18 protein-coding genes and 2 pseudogenes are annotated in these 20,123 nt (G+C 43.5%); 1 reads left to right on the plus strand and 19 read right to left on the minus strand.

Annotated features, from left to right (window positions below; translation table 11 throughout):
* Positions 1-55: 55 nt before the first annotated feature.
* The 5 genes and pseudogenes from ACB030_RS05755 to ACB030_RS05775 form a co-directional block, all read right to left on the minus strand.
* Positions 56-1,735, minus strand: coding sequence for a Wzy polymerase domain-containing protein (locus ACB030_RS05755; protein WP_371158569.1), 1,680 nt, complete (start codon positions 1,733-1,735; stop codon positions 56-58).
* Positions 1,736-1,859: 124 nt separating this feature from the next.
* Positions 1,860-2,930 (minus strand): LPS O-antigen chain length determinant protein WzzB, encoded by a 1,071-nt coding sequence (locus tag ACB030_RS05760; protein ID WP_371158570.1) that lies wholly within the window; start codon positions 2,928-2,930, stop codon positions 1,860-1,862.
* A gap of 8 nt (positions 2,931-2,938) precedes the next feature.
* Positions 2,939-3,508, minus strand: coding sequence for a dTDP-4-dehydrorhamnose 3,5-epimerase (gene rfbC, locus ACB030_RS05765; RefSeq protein ID WP_371158571.1), 570 nt, complete (start codon positions 3,506-3,508; stop codon positions 2,939-2,941).
* A 27-nt stretch (positions 3,509-3,535) separates the two neighbouring features.
* Positions 3,536-4,441 (minus strand): glucose-1-phosphate thymidylyltransferase RfbA, encoded by a 906-nt coding sequence (gene rfbA / locus ACB030_RS05770; protein ID WP_371158614.1) that lies wholly within the window; start codon positions 4,439-4,441, stop codon positions 3,536-3,538.
* Between the two features lie 11 nt (positions 4,442-4,452).
* Positions 4,453-4,752 (minus strand): annotated as a pseudogene (locus ACB030_RS05775) (transposase); the annotation flags it as partial.
* A 20-nt stretch (positions 4,753-4,772) separates the two neighbouring features.
* Between ACB030_RS05775 and ACB030_RS05780 the strand changes: the two are divergent.
* Positions 4,773-4,901, plus strand: a pseudogene (locus tag ACB030_RS05780) (IS630 family transposase); the annotation flags it as partial.
* Positions 4,902-4,943: 42 nt separating this feature from the next.
* Here ACB030_RS05780 and rfbD read toward each other — a convergent pair.
* The 14 genes from rfbD to ACB030_RS05850 form a co-directional block, all read right to left on the minus strand.
* On the minus strand, positions 4,944-5,858 hold the full coding sequence (gene rfbD, locus ACB030_RS05785; RefSeq protein WP_371158572.1) for a dTDP-4-dehydrorhamnose reductase: 915 nt from the start codon (positions 5,856-5,858) through the stop codon (positions 4,944-4,946).
* Positions 5,845-6,897 (minus strand): UDP-N-acetylglucosamine--undecaprenyl-phosphate N-acetylglucosaminephosphotransferase, encoded by a 1,053-nt coding sequence (gene wecA, locus ACB030_RS05790; RefSeq protein ID WP_371158573.1) that lies wholly within the window; start codon positions 6,895-6,897, stop codon positions 5,845-5,847. Before wecA ends, rfbD begins: the two co-directional genes overlap by 14 nt.
* Positions 6,898-7,006: 109 nt before the next feature.
* Positions 7,007-7,417 (minus strand): WbuC family cupin fold metalloprotein, encoded by a 411-nt coding sequence (locus ACB030_RS05795; protein WP_268428319.1) that lies wholly within the window; start codon positions 7,415-7,417, stop codon positions 7,007-7,009.
* Positions 7,418-7,431: 14 nt separating this feature from the next.
* Complete coding sequence (locus tag ACB030_RS05800) at positions 7,432-8,655, minus strand: glycosyltransferase family 4 protein (RefSeq protein WP_371158574.1); 1,224 nt, start codon at positions 8,653-8,655, stop codon at positions 7,432-7,434.
* The gene (wecB, locus tag ACB030_RS05805; RefSeq protein ID WP_371158575.1) at positions 8,640-9,773 is read right to left on the minus strand and encodes a non-hydrolyzing UDP-N-acetylglucosamine 2-epimerase; all 1,134 of its coding nucleotides are present in this window, start codon (positions 9,771-9,773) and stop codon (positions 8,640-8,642) included. Before wecB (ACB030_RS05805) ends, ACB030_RS05800 begins: the two co-directional genes overlap by 16 nt.
* An 11-nt stretch (positions 9,774-9,784) precedes the next feature.
* Entirely contained in the window at positions 9,785-10,891 is a 1,107-nt protein-coding gene (locus tag ACB030_RS05810) for a capsular polysaccharide biosynthesis protein CapF (RefSeq protein ID WP_371158576.1), read from the minus strand.
* Positions 10,892-11,929, minus strand: coding sequence for a polysaccharide biosynthesis protein (locus ACB030_RS05815; protein WP_371158577.1), 1,038 nt, complete (start codon positions 11,927-11,929; stop codon positions 10,892-10,894). It lies immediately after the preceding gene.
* A gap of 23 nt (positions 11,930-11,952) precedes the next feature.
* Positions 11,953-13,041, minus strand: coding sequence for a glycosyltransferase (locus ACB030_RS05820; protein WP_371158578.1), 1,089 nt, complete (start codon positions 13,039-13,041; stop codon positions 11,953-11,955).
* A 45-nt stretch (positions 13,042-13,086) separates the two neighbouring features.
* A complete protein-coding gene (locus ACB030_RS05825; protein ID WP_371158579.1) occupies positions 13,087-14,154 on the minus strand; it encodes an EpsG family protein in 1,068 nt (355 codons plus the stop codon).
* Entirely contained in the window at positions 14,151-15,257 is a 1,107-nt protein-coding gene (locus ACB030_RS05830; protein WP_371158580.1) for a glycosyltransferase, read from the minus strand. Before ACB030_RS05830 ends, ACB030_RS05825 begins: the two co-directional genes overlap by 4 nt.
* A gap of 102 nt (positions 15,258-15,359) precedes the next feature.
* Complete coding sequence (locus ACB030_RS05835; protein ID WP_371158581.1) at positions 15,360-16,346, minus strand: hypothetical protein; 987 nt, start codon at positions 16,344-16,346, stop codon at positions 15,360-15,362.
* A 14-nt stretch (positions 16,347-16,360) separates the two neighbouring features.
* A complete protein-coding gene (gene wecB, locus ACB030_RS05840; RefSeq protein ID WP_371158582.1) occupies positions 16,361-17,488 on the minus strand; it encodes a non-hydrolyzing UDP-N-acetylglucosamine 2-epimerase in 1,128 nt (375 codons plus the stop codon).
* A gap of 50 nt (positions 17,489-17,538) precedes the next feature.
* A complete protein-coding gene (locus tag ACB030_RS05845; protein WP_371158583.1) occupies positions 17,539-18,501 on the minus strand; it encodes a polysaccharide pyruvyl transferase family protein in 963 nt (320 codons plus the stop codon).
* Between the two features lie 44 nt (positions 18,502-18,545).
* Positions 18,546-20,081, minus strand: coding sequence for a lipopolysaccharide biosynthesis protein (locus tag ACB030_RS05850; protein WP_371158584.1), 1,536 nt, complete (start codon positions 20,079-20,081; stop codon positions 18,546-18,548).
* Positions 20,082-20,123 lie beyond the last annotated feature (42 nt).

Below are 20,123 nucleotides of genomic sequence, written 5' to 3' on the forward strand. Positions count from 1 at the left end.
GATCACGGCCGCGAGGCGGCCGTGATGGAGTCAGGAACAGTGGTGCCCAGCCCGCTCATGAGGAGGGTTTGGGCTCCAGTGTCGCGGCGACCGACTTAGCCGCCGAGCCGGTGAGCAAGGGCTCACCAGGATAGAGCACCAACGCATCGGCCCGCAGACGGTCGGCCTCTTCGGCCCGCCCCAGCGCATTGAGGGCGATCACCATGTTGGCGTAGATGTTGGCCCTGGGGGTATGGCGCACGAACGCCTGCCCCCAGTCGAGGTAGGCTTCCAGCTCCGCCTTGTTGTTGGCCTGCAAACCCACCATCAGGCGCACCGCGTTGACGTCAAACTCCACCCGGGTCAACCAGGCCAGGGGATTGACGATGTCGAGCAGCAGCGCCGGCTGCTTGTACCCTCCCCGTTCATACTTGGTCACCACCCAGGCGGTATGCAGGGCCGTCAGCATAAAGGGCACGACGATGAGGAGGATGGCTATGGCCGCGAAGCGCAGCAGCAGCCAGGGACGACAGACATACTCCCGCCAGTTGGCATGGGCCTGCTCCTCCACCTCCGCATCCAGCACATGAATGAGCAGCAGCAGCGCCCACCACAGGGCAATGGCGTGGTAGAGGGGATACTCGGTCTGGGTGTGCAGCAGGATGGGCGTGATCAGGGCCAGCAGCGCCAGACCCTGCGACCAGCCGGCCTTGGTCAGTCGCCACAGCAGGGTACCGGCCATCAGCAGCATGCCGAGCATGGAGGCAAGCCCCCCTTCCACCGCCCAGTAGAGAAACTCGTTGTGGGGGTGATCCAGGTTATATTCGATCTGCACCATGGCGGGATTCTGCGCCTTGTCAGCCATGTAGTGCTGCAGGAAGACGGGCTCGAAACTGCCGTAACCCCAACCGGTCCAGGGCGCCTCGGCGATCAACTTGGCGGCATAGGGCCAGTAGATGGAACGCATGCCGCCGGACTGATAGATTTCCAGCCCCCGCTTGGCCCCCGCCATCCCGTATTGGGATGCCAGCCCCAGGGCGATGCCCAGCCCAACCAGCCCCAGTACCCGACCTAGTTGTCGCTGGCGATAGAGCTGCGGCGCAAGCAGGAGCAAGGCCAACAGCCCGCCAAGCTGCCCCACCCGCGACTGCAGCACCACCAACAGCAGGCTGGCTGCCAGGATCACGCCATAGCGCAGTCCCCGCAGCCAGCCGTTGGCCAGCCCCCGCAGCTCCAGCCAGATGGCGAGGGATACCCCGGTCGCCATAAAGCTGGCCATCACATTGGGTTGCTGAAAGATGCCGTAAGGGCGATTGGTCTGGGTGTCATAGCCGAGCCAGTTGCCCGGCGTCAGCAGGTAGTACTGCACCAGCCCGAGCAGTGCCTCTATGGCCACCGCCCCCAGCAGCAGATAGAGCAGCCTGTCACGCGCCTCGCGAGCCAGTTGCCACTGGTAGAGGCAGAACAAAAACAGCAGGCCGGTGAACAGCCCCAGCAGACGGGGAATGGCGTAATCCTTGAGCTCGAAACCGGGGTATGCCATGGGCAACAGCAGCAGCAATCCACCCAGCCATAATCCGGCCTGCAGTGACGAGAAGACCAGCTTCTGCTGCAGCGTGACCTGCCACAGCCCCACACCGATGACCAGACTGGCAAAGATCCAGCCCCAGGCATTGAATGGCAGATAGAGCCCGGCCCCTCCCGGGTTGTGCATGAAGAAATGCATGCCCAGCAGCCAATAGAGCACACTGACCATCCCAAAGGCCTTTATTGTTACCTTCATCTTCCCTGACCCCCACGCACTCAGATTCATAGCACCATCACCAGCATCCCAAGAAGCAAAAAGGGGGCTGAGCCCCCTTTGATTCACTTAGCAACGATTATGCCTGTTCTGGCCTGCGAAAGGCATGCCGCACCAAGACAATACCAACCCCCAGAATGCCACCGAGCAAGGTGGCCAGCACCACAATCAGGGGACGCTTGGGTTTGTCACGGCTCATCGGTTCGTCGGGAGAATCCAGATAGGAAAATGGACGGAAGCTTATCCCTTCCAGAGAGACCTGTTTCAAGCGTGCCATTTGCACTTTCAGCCTTGGCAACTCGGGCTTGTAGAGCTCTACATCAAGGGATTTGAGTAAGGCTAGCCTTTCGTCCAGCCCCTTGGCCCCTAGCGAGATTGAGAAACGTTCCCGGCTGTTGTAGTTTTCCAGCGGTGCACTGACGCCCGCGGCCTTAGCAATGCTGTTGGCCAATTCGGTCTCCGAAATATCCTGTCGCAACGCTCGCTTGGCATCTTCCTGCATCAAAAGATAACGGGTAGAGATTCCTTCCAGCTGGAGGTTGCGCTCTTCACTGAGTCGATGGACCATCCGCTGTTGCTGCAACTTGATGATGTAGTCGATATAGCCCTCCAGCATCGCCAGAGAGTCCTCGGCGGTGGGAGCTGAGAAGCTGATCTCGATGCCCGGCACCTCCCCTTTCTTGTCCACAGGCGCTGCCGACACGAGCTTGGCCCAGTCACGCAACCAGCGCCGGCGGGCCTTATCATCCAGCTCCAGCGCTTTCGCATGCTCGGCAAATAAGGGGCTGGCCTTCAGGTAGTCTCGGCGATTTTCGTAGGCGTTGAACTCCTGAACAAACTCCTGATAAAGACTCTTACCGCTGGGAAAACCCTTGAGCCCCAAGACCTCTGCCTGTACCACAATCTTTCGCATTGGCAACAGATCTTCCGGCTTGGGAACCGTGATCACAGCCTTGCTGGACCACTGCTCGGAGGCGGTCAATGCATAGCCAACCCCAACAACAGCAAATAGCACTGTGACGATAAGGATCAGCACCTTCTGCCGCCACAGTACTAGCGCTAGTTCGCGCAGATCAATCTCATCACCCGTTGAGGCCTGCCAACCCTGCGGCAACTTATTATCTGAATTATCGAGTACCTGTTTGTTCATACGAAGCTCTAAAGATGAGGTTTTTTCCAAAAAGGGGCGTTACGGTCTTTGTCAGACAAAATTAATGGCACATTTTCTATCAAGGGCCACTCAATAGCCAGCGTCGGATCTGACCAGTTGAGAGTCCCCTCGAACTGGGGTGCATAATAGTCAGTACATTTGTACAACACATGGGCCCATTCGCTCTGCACATAAAAACCATGAGCAAACCCTGGGGGAATCCACAGTGATGTGGCCTCCTCTGCCGAGAGTTGCAGCCCAACCCATTGGCCGCAAGTTGGGCTGCCAGCTCGAATATCGACCGCCACATCGAAGATGGTACCGACCATCACTTGTATCAACTTGCCCTGAGGCTTCTCTCTCTGATAATGCAGCCCTCGCAGTGTCCCCTGCCGGGAGCGACTCAAATTGTCCTGAACGAAGCAAAAGTCACCGCATCGCCGGGTAAAGATCCCGTGGCGAAACAGCTCCATAAAGTCGCCCCGCTCGTCTTGATGACGCTGGTGGCGGATCAGGAGCACATCCGGAATCTTCAATGAAATAAAGTGCATAGGTGTTTTCTTTGGTGTGTTGGTCAAGGATGCATCACTGAATAGAGAATATTATCAATCCCAATCAGGATGCGTCTTGCCAAAAGGCTCTTGCAGCAGACGCAACAGATAGGCGCCATAGCCGCTCTTTGCAAGGGGAAGCGCCAGCGCCTCAAGCTCTTCATCGGATACCCAGCCACGGCGCCAGGCGATCTCCTCCAGAGCCGCCACCTTGAGTCCCTGGCGTTTTTCCAGGGTCTGGATGAAGCTACTAGCCTCCTGCAGGCTGTCGTGGGTGCCTGTGTCGAGCCAGGCCGAACCTCGCCCCATGAAACAAACCTCAAGGCACTTTTGCGCCAGATAGTGCAGATTGACGTCGGTGATCTCAAGCTCTCCCCGCGCCGAAGGACGCAAGCTTCGTGCGATCTCGCTCGCTTGAGCATCGTAAAAATAGATGCCCGTCACCGCATACTGACTCGCCGGAGAGGCGGGTTTCTCGACGATAGTATCTACCTGCCCCTTCGCATCAAACCCCAGCACACCATAGCGCTCGGGATCCTGCACATGATAGGCAAACAGGGTAGCCCCTCGCACCTTGGAGCAGGCACGCTGCAACTGGCGAGGCAGCTCGGTGCCATAGAAGATATTGTCCCCCAGGATGAGACAACAGGGGTTGCCCGCCAAGAAAGGCTCGGCGATAAGCAAAGATTGCGCCAGTCCATTGGGTTCCTCCTGCACCGCATAACTCAGGTGCATGCCCCACTGGCTGCCATCGCCTAGCAACAGCTCGAAACGGGGCAGGTCTAGCGGGGTGCTGATGATCAGAATGTCACGAATCCCCGCCTGCATCAGGGTAGAGAGCGGGTAATAGATCATGGGTTTGTCGTAAACGGGCAGCAGTTGCTTGCTGATGACCAGGGTCGCCGGGTAGAGCCGGGTAGCCGAACCACCGGCCAATATGATGCCTTTACGCGATTCGATTGATGAAGAGATCAGCAATATAGATTCCTTTTAAAGCCGCTAATAAAGCCTCTCAACGAGGCGCAAACCAGCGTCAGTAACGCTAGATGGATATCAAGTCATCGTTCAAAACGAATTCACAGCTTGCCAAAGCCTGCTAACCACCCATGAGTTCACTCTACTATCCAGCGATGGCGACCCAATCGCTCGTTGCTTTCACCGCGTCTGGCAATGCGAGACTTGATACCCCGCCGCATCAGATAGGCGCGGTAGTGGCGAAAATCATAACCCTTGTCTGCATGCAGCTTATCTGGTAGACACCCGGGGGCACCTCCTGAATGACCTCAGTTTGAGGCTCTTGAGGTGTCTGGAAAGTAGGTCGATTCACAATCACCAGTGCAGATGGCTGGCTCGTGTGAAACACTTTATGGACAACGTGTCACCTTTCCCGGGGAATGGTTATGGTGCCGCCAAGGTGTAGCGCTATTCGGATCAGCTATTTAGTTTTGTTAACGGCTCTTAATCACTTGATGAGTTGCCAAAGTGTCTCCCTCACTCCATTTCGCCAATCCGGTAGGTCTATGCCAAAGGCAGCACGACACTTTGCCGTATCAAGACGGGAGTTAAGCGGCCTGCGAGCTGCGACAGGATAGACATTACTCTGCACAGGTTTTAGTTCGCTCAACTTGAATTCACTTCCTAACCTCCTAGCCTCAGCAAAGATAAAGCGGGCATAGTCAAACCAGCTTACCTCCCCATCGGCCGTCACATGATAGAGCCCACATAATGCAGGATTGGCCAGAGTCTGCTGGATCGCCTCCAGAGTCACCTTGGCCAGCATGGTGGCCGAGGTAGGGGCCCCTATCTGATCGCAAACCACAAAGAGAGACTCCCGTTCCTGCCCCAAGCACAACATGGTTTTAATAAAATTCTGACGCCACGGGCTATGCAACCAACTAGTGCGCAGGATCAAATGATGGCAACCGCTGGTCAGAATAGCCCGCTCCCCCTGCAACTTGCTCAGACCATAAACATTCAAAGGCGCAGGCTTATCTTCCTCCCGCCAAGGTCTGTCACCACTGCCATCAAAGACATAATCGGTGGAAAAATGCACCAACAAAGCCCCTGCTCGTGTTGCTGCATCGGCCAAAACCGCCACCGCCTGCTGATTGATGCTGTTAGCAACGTCGGGCTCAGTTTCAGCCCGATCGACTTGGGTATAGGCGGTGGCATTGATGATCACCGCAGGGCGTAACCTCGTAACCAAATCAGTCAATGTCTCGGGATGCTGTAGCACTACATCCGCCCGCTCAGGCAGTAATAAGACCCTCTTATCGATCAACTGGCATAATGCCTGTCCAAGCTGACCATTCCCACCCAATAGCAGGAGAAGCGGCGGGTTCGATGAAAAGGAAGAATATTGCTCAATTAGGCTCATTGAGTGTCTTAGGTCGTATCCAGGCGAGAACACGCCATATATTGTTAAGCAGTTGATAATATAGAAAAAAGACCAGAATAAAAAGCAGCAGACTAATCCATTCTGGCACAGATCTATATTCAAGGCTTATCCCTACAGCCGCCAACAAAGAGGCAATGCTGCAAATCACGACCAGAGCCTGATGTGATGAGAGTCCGGCCCGCAGGCAGATATGATGTAAATGCTCGCGGTCAGGCTTAAATGGCGAGACTCCTTTGCGTATACGCCGAACCATAGTGCAAGTCATATCCATCAGTGGGATCGCAATCAGCCAAAGCGCGGTAACAGGGGTCATTTGTGCTTTGGGTCCTTGAGTACCCTGCAACAACACCCAAATTACGGTAAAACCGATCAGCATGCTGCCCGCATCCCCCATAAAGACCTTTTTACGAACGCCAAAAGGAAAGCCTAAGTTCAGACAAATATAGGGGATCACAACGATCATCATCAACAGGCAAAAACGAGCCAACAGCAGTTGACCATCAACATAGCTGATATAAGCGAGCGCCCCAAAGGTAACGATGGTAAGTCCACCCAATAGTCCATCAATGCCATCCACCATATTGAAAGCATTAATCGCGCCAAGAACAGCAAAAATGGTTATGATATAACCAAGTGGCCCTAAATCTATTTCATAGCTGAAAATAATATGACCAAGACTTTTCAACGAAAGTCCTGCTGCAAAAATCATTGCACAAGAAATAAGGATTTGCACAACCAACCGGATCCTATAATCGACATCATATTTGTCGTCAAACGCTCCCATCAAAACCAGGACAGAGGCACAAAGTACATAAACTTCCGAATGGATAAGAAGGTCTGGCTTAAACCACAGCGCTAACATAAGTGTAAAATATATAGAAATCCCCCCCACCAAAGGAACAAGCCCCTGATGTAATTTACGTTCATTAGGACGATCCACTAGATTTATTTTCTTTGCCAATTTCCTGAAACAGAAAAGAATAACAAAAGAAACAAGAAAGAATAGAATATACTCCATCCCAAACTCCGTAAATATAAATTTATAGTTATAAATTTTAGCCCTATGAACATATGGGCTTCGAATATTTTAAGGTCATCATTACTTATCTAGCTTGGTCATAACTCGACTACCATCCTCCTTTCCATACTATCTTTGCATACTGTGGGTCAAAAGGCCCCTCTTTAACTTCTAGTAATAGCGCCCTCTCTGATAGACACTCAACGCTATGAATATCTCTAGGAAAGAACTGAACCAGAGGTAAGGGATCATCCTCACTTATAATCAAATCGCGTGAGACTTCCCCTGTAATTGAATATAAGCAAACACGTATTTTGCCACGCAAAAGAATAAACATTTCCCATTGATGGGGTAGTTCATGATAATGAGGCTCAACATAACTACCTTTTAGCATAGCAATTATCAGCCTCTGCACTTTTTCTGAATGGTTAGCATGCAGCATAAAATGACTGCGCAACCGTTCTGATGATGATGCATCATCGTATAGCTGATTTAATAACACAGGTTCTAAAATTTTCATCGAAAAACCTTAGACTAAAAATTATCTTTTTTAAATTCTTTTAAAATAACTTCAGCAGCTGTTGACACCGAGAACTCCCGATGCAACAACTCATTCGCTTGTCGGCCTAATCTCTGACGAAAACTATCATCTTTTAACAAAGATTCAGCTGCCTCATACAAGCCTACATCATCACCATTGACTCTAATAATGCCAGCTCTATTAGTATTTATAAGCTCCATCAAGTCATTCCCCTGATTAACACTGCCAAGAATAGGAATATTTTGCACCATATAACCAAGCAACTTACCGGGGAAATTGTGGCTAGTATGGTCAGCGGATAATGAAAACAACCCAACATCTATCTCGGCAAGCATAAGCTTGAATTCGTGTTGGTTGACCGATGATAGGTAAGTAAAGTTACTTAGGTTCCACTCCCTAGACAATTGATTTATTAGTGCGACTTCATCACCTTGACCAACATACAAAAAATGTGCTTGTGGATGGTTGCTCATCGCCTTTGTCAAACGCATCAGATTGGCCATATCCTGCGCATGGCCAATATTTCCACCATAGAAAAATATCACTTTATCTTGCAGCTTCAGGCGCTGACGAAGGGGCACATAATCTGTAGGAAATTGCGTGACAGGTGCAAGTGCGGCCCAATTTCGCAGCACTTCGGTAGGGTAATGATTACCCTCTTCTTTAAACACCTTGATATTGTTCTCTGACATCAGGCCAATCATCTTGGCCTGCCGATAACTCAGGTGTTCAAAAAATCGAAAATATCGAGTAATTAAAGACCGTTCACCAATCATGCCAGCATCAATAGCCCAACGGGGGAACAAATCACGTAGTACCAAATAGGCCGGACATTGGCAGCGCTGGCACAGCCAGCGCACTACCCCCCCCCAAAAAATAGAGGGGGAATAATAAATGACACCATCAAAAGTATCTTTTTCGATTTTTTCTCTAACCGCCCACCAAGTACGTAAAAACAACATGCTTTCATTAATAGCGCGTTTTATTTTTCCTATATTTTTAATTTCGCCGCTTTTAAAGCGCCAGACTTTTATTCCATCCAGCTCACCACATACGAGTGTATCAGTTTGGTTGCATTCGGGTGTAATCACAATGACATAGTGACCTTGCTGCTGCAAACACACCGCCAACTCGTGAAACATTTTTGCCCCAACACGTGTACTGTCTGGTAAATAATCATCAATCAACAAGGCTAGCCGCATTAATATTGCTTCCAAACAACTCGCATCACATAATCACGATAACTGTGTACAATGCGTACAACCTTGTCGGACACATTCGGCATACTGTAGTCATACACAGGTCGCAGTAACCGTTTATCACCAGCAGGTTGGGAATTCAATACGTGTAAGGCTTGGAATACTCGTTCAACCTCTAACCCTACCATCATGACTGAGGCTTCTTCAAACGCTTCTGGCCGCTCATGAGCTTCACGGATATTCAGTGCAGGGAAGTTCATAATGGAAGACTCTTCACTAATAGTACCGCTGTCAGAAAGTACTGCCTTGGCAGATTTTTGCAACTTGTTATAATCATGAAAACCCAGAGGCTTAAGCAACTGCACTAAAGGATTAAATTTAAGCCCTTGCTCCTCGATACGCTTACGAGTACGTGGATGGGTTGAAACAATCACGGGGTAACCATATTTTTCAGCCAAGCCATTCAACACCTGACCTAATTTCATAAGATTTTTCGGTGAGTCGACATTTTCTTCACGGTGAGCGCTGATAACAAAGAACTTACCAGCATCCAATTGCAAGCGAGTCAACACGTCAGAGCCATCGATCTGCGGCATATAGTAATGCAGCACTTCACACATCGGGCTACCGGTTTTTATCACACGGTCGGCGGGAATACCTTCGGCCAACAGATAATCACGAGCAATACTGCTGTAGGTTAAATTAATATCGGCGGTGTGATCAACGATACGGCGATTGATCTCTTCTGGCACACGCATATCAAAGCAGCGGTTACCCGCTTCCATATGGAAGGTGGGAATTTTACGGCGCTTGGCCGCGATCACGGCCATACAACTATTGGTATCGCCCAGCACTAACATGGCATCGGGGTTAACCTCAGCCAAGACTTGGTCAGTAGCAATGATCACTTTACCAATAGTCTCGGCACCAGTGCTACCAGCTGCATTTAAAAAATAATCCGGTTTGCGCACACCCAAGTCATCAAAAAACACTTGGTTTAATTCAAAATCATAATTTTGACCAGTATGAACCAGCGTATGCTCACAGTGTTCATCCAATCCAGAAATGACCCGAGACAAACGGATAATTTCGGGGCGTGTACCAACTACCGTCATTACTTTCATTTTTTTGTTCATAGTCAAAAAACTCATGCTAATGGGTTAGCGATAGTGTCTGGTCTGCTGCGATCAAATATTTCATTGGCCCACAGCATCACAATCAATTCTTCATCGCCAATATTAGTAATGTCATGTGCCCAACCGGGCACCGTTTCAATAATCTTATGTTCACAGGCATCCACGGTAATTGTATATTCCTCACCGGTAATGATCTGTTTAAAACGATAGCTGGCCCGCCCTTTAATTACTAAAAATTTTTCATTCTTGCTATGATGATAATGACCACCACGGGTAACCCCTGGGTAAGCAGTAAAAAAAGAAAATTGCCCAGCAGACGGGGTTTTTAGCATCTCGACAAAACTGCCACGCGCATCGGTATAACCTGGCACCGTATAAGCAAAATCAGTGGGCGAAAAATAACTTAAATAAGTGGAATAAAGGGCACGCATGAGCCCTGTTCCCACCTCTTCGGTGATCAAGTTAACCCGACTTTGTTTAAACTTCTGCAAAGCCTCAGCCACCGCACCCACAGTAGTATGGTAAACCGGTGCCACCTGTTGATAACCACCCGGTTGCGCTGCGCCGAGCAAGTTAATAAAGCTAGCGCACACATCATCGATATACACCAAAGACAAAGGCGCATTGGCGTCGTGAATAGTGATGGGTAAATCATGCACAGTATTATGGCAAAAAGTCGCTACCGCCGAGTTGTAATTCGGGCGGCACCACTTACCAAACACATTGGCCAGACGATACACATACGCAGCGCTGCCGGTTTTCTGCATATAATCAAAGGCCAGCTGCTCGGCTGCGGCCTTACTCTTGCCATAGGCATTATCGCGCTCGGCCTGAATAGACGAGGTTAATACCAGCGGAATTTGACGACCAGTCGCACAGAGCAGCGCAACCAGCTGCTCGGTTAAATCCGTATTACCTTGGGTAAATTCAATTTCATTTCTAGGCCGGTTAACACCGGCCAAATGAAACACAAAATTGGTGCTGGCCACCATATTGGCCAAGTCAACATCGCTGTGTTCATGCTCAAAACACGTCACATGATGAAAGCCTTGCTCGTTTAATCGCACCCGCAAGTTTTTGCCAATAAAGCCATTGGCCCCTGTGACAAGAATATTCATTTATACGCCCTCGGGCACGACCAAACTACCGGCCTCTATTTCGGCGATAAAATCGAGCTTATGCAGCAATTTGACCATTCCCGCCACATCTAAACGCTCAGTATTGTGAGAATTATAATCTTCAATTATCGACAAATCTTTTTCACCTTCCTCGTGGAATTTGGCGTAATTCAGATCACGATTATCGGATGGAATACGGTAATAATTGCCTTGATCCTGGGCAACGAACATCTCTTCACGGCTACACAAGGCTTCATAGAGTTTTTCACCATGACGGGTGCCAATGACATTCACTTGATGATCGGGTTTACGAGTAATGTGCAGCAGTGCCTTGACTAACACGTCGATAGTGGCCGCCGGGGCTTTCTGCACAAAAATATCGCCGTTAGTGCCATGTTCGAAGGCATGCAATACTAGATCGACCGCGTCATTCAGTGTCATCATAAAGCGGGTCATATTGGGGTCCGTGACGGTGATAGCCTGATCGTTGATGACTTGGCGCAAGAACAACGGGATCACTGAGCCGCGCGAGGCCATCACATTACCATAACGGGTGGCACTGATCACCGTTTTGGCCGGATCAACATTTCGCGATTTAGCCACAATCACCTTTTCCATCATTGCCTTGGAAATGCCCATGGCATTGATCGGGTACACTGCTTTGTCGGTGCTTAAACAAACAATACGTTTAACTTCGTTTTGAATCGCGGCTTCCAGCACATTTTCAGTTCCTAGCACGTTGGTTTTTACCGCTTCCAACGGATAAAACTCGCACGATGGCACCTGTTTCAGTGCCGCAGCGTGGTAGACATAATCTACTCCACGGGTAGCATTTAAGATGCTCTGATAATCACGCACATCGCCAATATAAAACTTCAATTTAGCATTATGATATTTTTTGCGCATATCATCTTGTTTTTTCTCATCACGGGAAAATATGCGAATTTCTTTAATCTCGGTATTTAAAAAACGGCGCAGCACGGCATTGCCAAAAGAACCTGTGCCACCGGTGATCAAAAGCACTTTATTGTTAAACATACAAACCTCAACCCGATTAAACTTTAGATAAAATCAAAAAAACCTTTCCAAGTTGCGCACTGTGAAAATGACAATGGCGTAAATTTTAATACAGTTTTCAGTCGCATAACTGATGCCATTTCATCTGCCCACTTTGTTGCATCTTGATAATCCAAGAAGCTCGCCCCTTGGTAACCTGTCAATACATCTCTGGAATAAGGTAAATCCGCACAAATAATTTTTTTACCTAACACCCCCGCCTCGGCAAGTGGTAAGCCAAAGGTTTCTATGTAGCTTGGAAACAATACTGCATCGGCTGAAATATAATACTCAATCACTTGCTCATAGGGCATAACCCCTAAATAGGAAACATTGTCACTCAGCCCTAACTGCTGCACTTTTTCATCAAATACGGGGTAATCACCAACGGTTAATGTTACAGCAAAAATAGGTTTCTTTTTTAACTGTCTTGTTTTAAGTAACGCTAATGCATCAAGAATTAAGACGTGGTTTTTATAAAACAGCGATGAAGCTGGGTAAAAAAAATGAATTTGCTCAGCGGCTGGTCTTTGTACTTGTTCAGTGCTATTGGGCAGATATTCATCTGGCAACTTGATATCCGGTGTAAATACCGAAATATTGTTTTCTGCCACACCACTTTGCACCAGAGCAGCCTTCATCCACTGTGTTTGCACCACAAACCGCGTAGCTTTGGTTATAAATAAGATAATAAAAAACTTATAGAACCATTTATATAAAAAGTATTTCACTGTCTCTTTGTTGAAAACATATTTTATAGTTGTAAAAGGAAGAGGCTGGTGTAAGTAAATTAATTGTTGGCAATCAACATTCACTGAGGTGTTTTGCAATGAAATACACAACTCACACTCGATATTGTGTTGCTTGATATAGCGCCTCAAACCAATACTATCCCACCAAATCCGTTTCAACCAAGACGTGGTATCCACTTCAATATAGGTAATATTGGCATGCGTATCGAGTGCCACCCCAACGGGCGAAAAGATAATATACTTTTTATCCGTTAATGCCGCATGTGCGATAAATTGTCGGAGGATAGTTAGTGCACCACCGGAGGATAAAGCCGTGGCGCTAACTAAAAATACACAACTCATTATAATACTCACCCATATATTTATAATTGTGGTATTTAGTGGAACTCATAAAACATTAAATAAAAAATTACTATAATGAGAGTAGTCTTTTATTACTGCCTCTTCATTCAAAAATTTAATTAACTGAGCAAATGAAAATATAGATAAAATACAAAAAACAAAAAAACGAGATGGTCCCGCTCTAAACTGTAAAAGAAATAATATAAAAACAACCACTTCAACAACTTTAAAATATGATGTTAAACGCGCAGCCAGAATGGGTACTGAATTGAAAGCGATAAAAAAACAAAGACCACAAAAATAAATAAAAACAAACAAACCAGCCAAATCATTCTTAACTCTATTATTAAATACTTCGTAAATAACAAAAAAAACTAATAATTTCAAAAATAGACCAGGCGTTAATCCTACAGGTTCAAAATTTTGAGTGTAGACAGCATATTTATCACCAAAACCAACTAATACTGCACTTATTTCAGAAGAAAATAGATTTGTCAAATTCATTAATAAAAAAGAGCAAGACAACATTAAAAGAACATTTACGCGAGATAAGCTTATAACGTTAAATAACAAAACCAAGCCAACAATAGCTAATGCACTGATATGAGATAAAGTTGCCAAAAATGAAAACAGCACAAATAAACTTGTTTTTTTAGTGGCATTGAAATATATAGCACCAAGTACGAATGATGCAGCAATTGATTGCCTAATAACACCCATTTCCAACATCAAAAAACTAGACGTAAAATAAAAAAAAAGAACTATATACTGCAGTTTGTAATCAATGATTTTATTAAAAAAATAAACTTTAATTAAAAATGAAATACCAGCAACAAAAAACAGATGAAATGTATAAGAACCCGTCAACCTAGTAATAAATTGTATTGCGTTATAGAGTGGTTCAACTGGTGTATCATTATACCCATAAAAAATATTTTTATAAGAAAAAAAATCAAAACCAACATTCTCACGCAGACCCGCAAAAATCAATAAAAAAAGCACAGTAAAAAAATATAAAATGAAAGAACTAACATTAAATTTATAATTACAATGGAAATTTGAGCGTAATGAAAAACTTAACAGCGCTCCTGCCACAAATAAATAAGAGATCACGGTTTACCTCTGAATAAATCAATCCAATCAACCATTATTCTATCTATTCTATATGCCTCAACTACACCTAGTGTATTCAAACTCATATCATTAAATAGTTCAGCACCCATTTCTGCAACATCAAGCATTCTAGAAACAAATTGATGTTTATTACGCTTTGAGATTAAAAAACCATTATGTCCATTGTGTATAAGTTCGGATGGCCCACTATCACAATCAAATGCGATGCATGGTGTACCAAACGACAATGCCTCCAATAACACCATTGGCATACCCTCATAATATGAAGTCATAAGTAATCCTGTTGCCATTTGGTATATAGGTGCTAAGTTACTAACTGCATCATGTATTCTGACATGTTCTTGAAGGCCTAGTTTCTCAATTTTATGTAATAGAAAACTCTTTAATTCACCATCACCATAAATATCCACTGACCATTGTCTTGATTTATATTTACCTTTAAAAAGGTAGCATATTTCAACCAAGTCATTGAATCCCTTCTGATTATCTAATCGTCCAATTGCGATAAAGCGAATAACCATATGGTCACTCAAAAAAGAGGTTGAAAATTGATCATTAGATATAAATGGCACAGGATTACTAATTGTTCTTGTTTTGGTAAATGGTAGACATCGTCGCCATCTTAAATTATCTTTTGATGTAAGCGAAACGACAACATCTGAAAAATTCAATAAAAATATATAACGCAACAGCTTCAAAAAGCCATATATGCGATACGACATTCCTCTGCCAGCCGCTATCTCTCTCAAGATAGAAAAATAAAAACAAAAATGTATTTCAACAATCTTTTTAATATGAGAAGACAGGGTGGGTAATATGCTTATTTCTTTACCTCCAGTAGAAATGAACACATCAGGTTTTTTTTTATTTATATAGTCTCTCAACGAATCCAACCGGTCAACACAAAATGATTTTATTACTATAGATTCATGTAATTTGAAAAAGCTTTGTTCTGAACCATTGAGTGTTACTATTGTTATTTTACCACCATAAAATTCAGCCAAATAATTAGCTTTAGTAGTAATCACTCGTTCCATTCCACCCGAATTTTTCAAACCATGTATACAATAGATTATGTTCATTCCAACCCTTCGATTAAATTTTTTACTTAATTAATAATCTCATTAAGCTTTTTATCGACTATTGAATCACACAAAAATCGCAATATAAAATAACTTGTACATTCATATCTCCCTTAACATTTTAATGTACCCATCTCTATTATAGTAGTTGGCAAAAACGTTTTTCCTTGCTGATGCAAAAGATAATTCATTTATTTTAATCCTATAATCAGCAATAATGAGATCTGCAATCTGCTCATCAGCATCGTGTAAACTCACATAAACACAAAGGTTTTTGTCAATTTTTTCTTTGAAATCAAAAATCACATCTGTCAATATCGGCCTGGTTCCAACAGACAAATAAGTATTAATTTTAGTTGGTGTAGCAACATTATTTACAATGTGGTCTTCTCTAATTAAAAAACCATATTTACTTTTACTTATTTCTTTATCTACGTCCTTCAACTCAACCCTTTTAATATTTGTATTTTTCAAACTGTATTTTTTGATCAACTCTTCAGCATCATGAACACTGAATGTATAGAATTCCAAGGTTGCTATAGGTTCTTTTTTTTGAACAGCACTAAAAATAGAAAGCATCCGTTCTATGCATTGCCACTTGTGCAGGCTACCAGCATAAACAAAACTAAATCCTCGATCTTGATTAGCGATACTATGATCGATTCCTTTATTAAAACATGGGATTACCACCCCACCTAATCTCTTATATTTATATTTATTAACATAATGTTGATGCATCGCCTTTGAAACAAAAACATTAAGGAATGAAAAGCAAAGACAAATAAATTCAAAGCATGACCAGTAAATAAATTTTATTTTACTATTATTTAAAAACATCAATCCTTCTTCTGGTACAATACCTTGATACCAAGTTATAACTTTCATCGATGGATAACGAGACTTAACAAATAAAAAACTCTTTACATCAATAACCAAAACAGCATCACAACCTTTTAACTCTGATAGTTTATACACAATCTTAGATTCTTTATTAGAAATTCCTTCGCACAACATATCAATATAAAACGAAGTTGCTTCATTCAGATATTCTGACTTAGGTAAATAAACTAATAAATTATTTATATTCATGCTGCAGCCTTTTTTTATTTTCTCTCTGAATGAATCAATTGCTCAATAATACACATGCTAGAGAAACCATCTCCATATGGGTTATGCGCAAAACTCATCGCCTGATAGGCATCATTATCATTCAGTAACTCTGCTAAACCATTAACGATTTTTTCTACATCGGTACCAACTAACTTAACAGTCCCCGCAGCTACCGCCTCGGGTCGCTCGGTGGTATCACGCATCACCAAAACTGGCTTACCAAGTGATGGCGCCTCTTCTTGAATTCCACCAGAATCAGTTAAAATAATGTGTGCACGCATCATTAAATAGATAAACGGAAGATATTCCTGTGGCTCAATCAAGATGATGTTATCGATGTTACCCAAAATACGGTTAACAGGTTCACGAACATTCGGATTTAGGTGCATAGGATACAGAATTTGCACATCTGAATTTGCTTTGGCCGTGATAGCCAGCGCTTCACAAATACGCTCAAAACCACCGCCAAAACTTTCTCGGCGATGGCCTGTAACCAAGATGAGCTTTTTCTTTTCATCCAAAAACGGAAACTTTGCGGCAAGCCTAGTATTGAGAACTTGATCATTTTCGATCTTCTCTTTCACCATCAATAACGCATCAATCACCGTATTACCGGTTATAAAGATATTTTTTGCATCATAGCCTTCTTTCAATAAATTGGCTTTTGATGTACCTGTTGGGGCAAAGTGATAGGTCGCTAACGCACCTGTTAGTTTACGGTTAGCCTCTTCCGGCCAGGGTGAATAAATATTGCCGGTACGCAGCCCCGCTTCAACATGGCCAACTGCAATTTGCTCGTAGTAAGCCGCTAAACTTGCTGCAAAAGTTGTAGCCGTATCGCCATGTACCAATACCACGTCCGGTTTAAATTCTTGCAATACCGGCTTTAACTCCAGCAAAATACGTGTAGTAACATCATTTAGTGTTTGACCTACTTTCATCAGGTTCAAGTCATAATCAGGGGTAATTTCAAATAATGATAAAACCTGATCCAGCATTTCACGATGCTGAGCAGTTACACATACCTTTGATTCAAAACGATCATCCGCTGTTAATGCATGTACTAAAGGCGCCATTTTAATGGCTTCTGGACGAGTGCCGAATACTGTTAGAATTTTCATAAAAATTCCTCTATGTCATTTGCAAATGATTTTTTTAATTTGATTACTACTTACAAACAACTTAATTTTGATTTGATCTCTAACATAGAATTAAATCCATCATCTTTTAGCTTTGAAAGCGATATTTTTTGGGGTGTATTATTCTGATAAATAGGAAGATCGTAAGTCATACATAAATTTCTTAATTTGTTTTGGTAGCAATAACTTTCAGTATATACACCATATTTTAACGCAATAAGAGTGCCATGGTATCTTGCCGATATTAAATTTCTATTTGTAATCCAACGCCTAAGTTCGGCTTCCGATGTTGCGCAACCGATGAACTTTTTCCCACGTTTATTACTTAAATAACAAAAAGCATCTTTATCGGCAGGATCAATAACACAAATTTCATCTGACCTTGCACACATAGAAAGTATCTCATTACTCTGAGTTAATGGTAACATCCACGTTGGATTATTCATCTTATTTTTTAAATAATGAAAATACTTATTCCTTAATATATTTTTATCCCACCCACGAGGAAGGGCCATTATTTTATTATCATAGGTGTATAAAACTTCATTAGGGAAAATTTCTGCATTCGCTGATAAAAAAAGGTCGCTAATTAAACTAACAACACCAACAGGAGAAAAACGTTTAAAATAATTTACACTATCCGCATCACGAAAAAGGCTTATTGCTGATTTTTCAGCTAAAAACTGTAATACTCTATCACTGCTTCCTGTGTAATCCTCTATAGAAATACCAATTAGGACTATTTTCTTTGCATTCTTCAAAGGTTCTACAATATAGTTAGTCCCTGTATTTATTAACCCTCCGGGGCCTATAAAAACAATATCAGCTTCAGATATATGGTTTTCCGTGTTTTTATTATTGTGTAGTTCACTGATAGGTACGCTAATCAGCGTTTTTAACATAACATTACTTAAAATGAGATCTCTAGCAATTTCTTCTAATAAGTCATCACCTAAGTTGTTTTTACCAAACCAACCTATAATTATACCTTTCATAAAGCTCTCACAAAGCCAATAATATATTTATGCATTTAAAATTCTCATCTGGAAATAACCTTGAGCACCAACTTATTTATAAAGCTCTTTTCTTCCGCTCTTAACCCAATCCAATAAATGATTGCTGACGTTGTTATTAGATAAATAATTATTTTAATTAACACATGAAGGTTATCATCTAAAAAAACATCGAAAAATAAATAACCAATTGAAAAATTAACAACCACAACAACTAAAATAACTCTGCTTGATAAAACTAAAACATTTTTAATGTATTCAGAAATTGTCAAATTGATCAACTTCTTCATAAAAAGAAGCCTCACAACAAATGATAAAATTATCATAAAAATACTTACATAGAACACCACTAATGGTGTTTTATTTATTTTTAGCAGTAGGTATGCTACGGGTAAATTACAAAGTTGCAATCCACCAACAACCACTTGATACAATTTAATATTGCCAGTTGCCTGAGCTGAAGTCATCAAGGTGCCGGACAGACAAATAAGACAAGACTCGATTAATACTAGCTGCACAAAAAAACTTGTATATCGAGGGACATCGCCAAGCCATAATTCAAGTATAACTTGCGTTTCCATAAATACCGGGGAAGATAATAACAACATGAAATAAAATGTATATCTAGCGCCAGCAAAAACCAATTTATGCATATACAACATATCTTCCACCGCATATGCTTTTATTATCTGTGGATTGATTGACATCTGTAAACTATTTACAAAACCACTAATTGCACCGCTAACCTGAATTGCAATAGCTCTTGCGGCATTTACATGCGCACCAAAAAATATATTTAGTAATATATTTATGCCTTGGTTAGACATAACAACCGCCAAATTACCAAACAAATTCCAACCAGTATAGCTAAGCAATATTTTAAATAACGTAGCATCCCAATATAATGAGAATCTAGTCACTGCAAATTGTCGGCGAGCATAGATGTAATAGCAACCAAGTGTTAGCAAACTAACTGCTACCATTAGCAATGCATAAAATTGCAACCGGTCACCGCAGTGCTCTGCTAGTAGAAATACAACTGTCAGTTTAAGGAGAACATCGATAATGCTGATATAGGCGAATGCACTCATCCTCTCATGGGCAATAATCGCTGCGTTATATGGCACCCCCAACACGGTGCAGCAAAATGAGAACAAGGCACACTGAAATACCCAGTTGGCGGCAATTAGACGTTCAGGCGGAATCACTAAGTGTGTATTAACAAACCACAACCCTAAGGTTTGTGCCAGCAATACCATCATCAAGATGATCAACCAGTGAATACTCAGGCTCATCTTAAACACTTTAGCTAACTGCTCAAGGTTATTCTGACCCAATTCAAACGAAAAAAAACGTTGGGTAGCAGATGACATGGCGCCACTCAGAAAGGCCATCATGGTCACCACCCCACCGACCACGTTATAAATACCGAAATCTTCAACCCCCAAACTATTAAGCACCACCCGCGAGGTATACAGGGTGACCCCCAAGGTCAAAACCATTCTAAAATAAAGAAACAAAGTATTTTTAACAATACGGCGGTTGTTGCTAATGTTGCTCATTAAATAAAATGTAAACCTATTTAGAATAAACATTGCTTAAAA

The organism is Aeromonas sp. S16(2024) (genome assembly GCF_041403065.1).
In the GTDB taxonomy this organism is placed as follows: domain Bacteria; phylum Pseudomonadota; class Gammaproteobacteria; order Enterobacterales; family Aeromonadaceae; genus Aeromonas.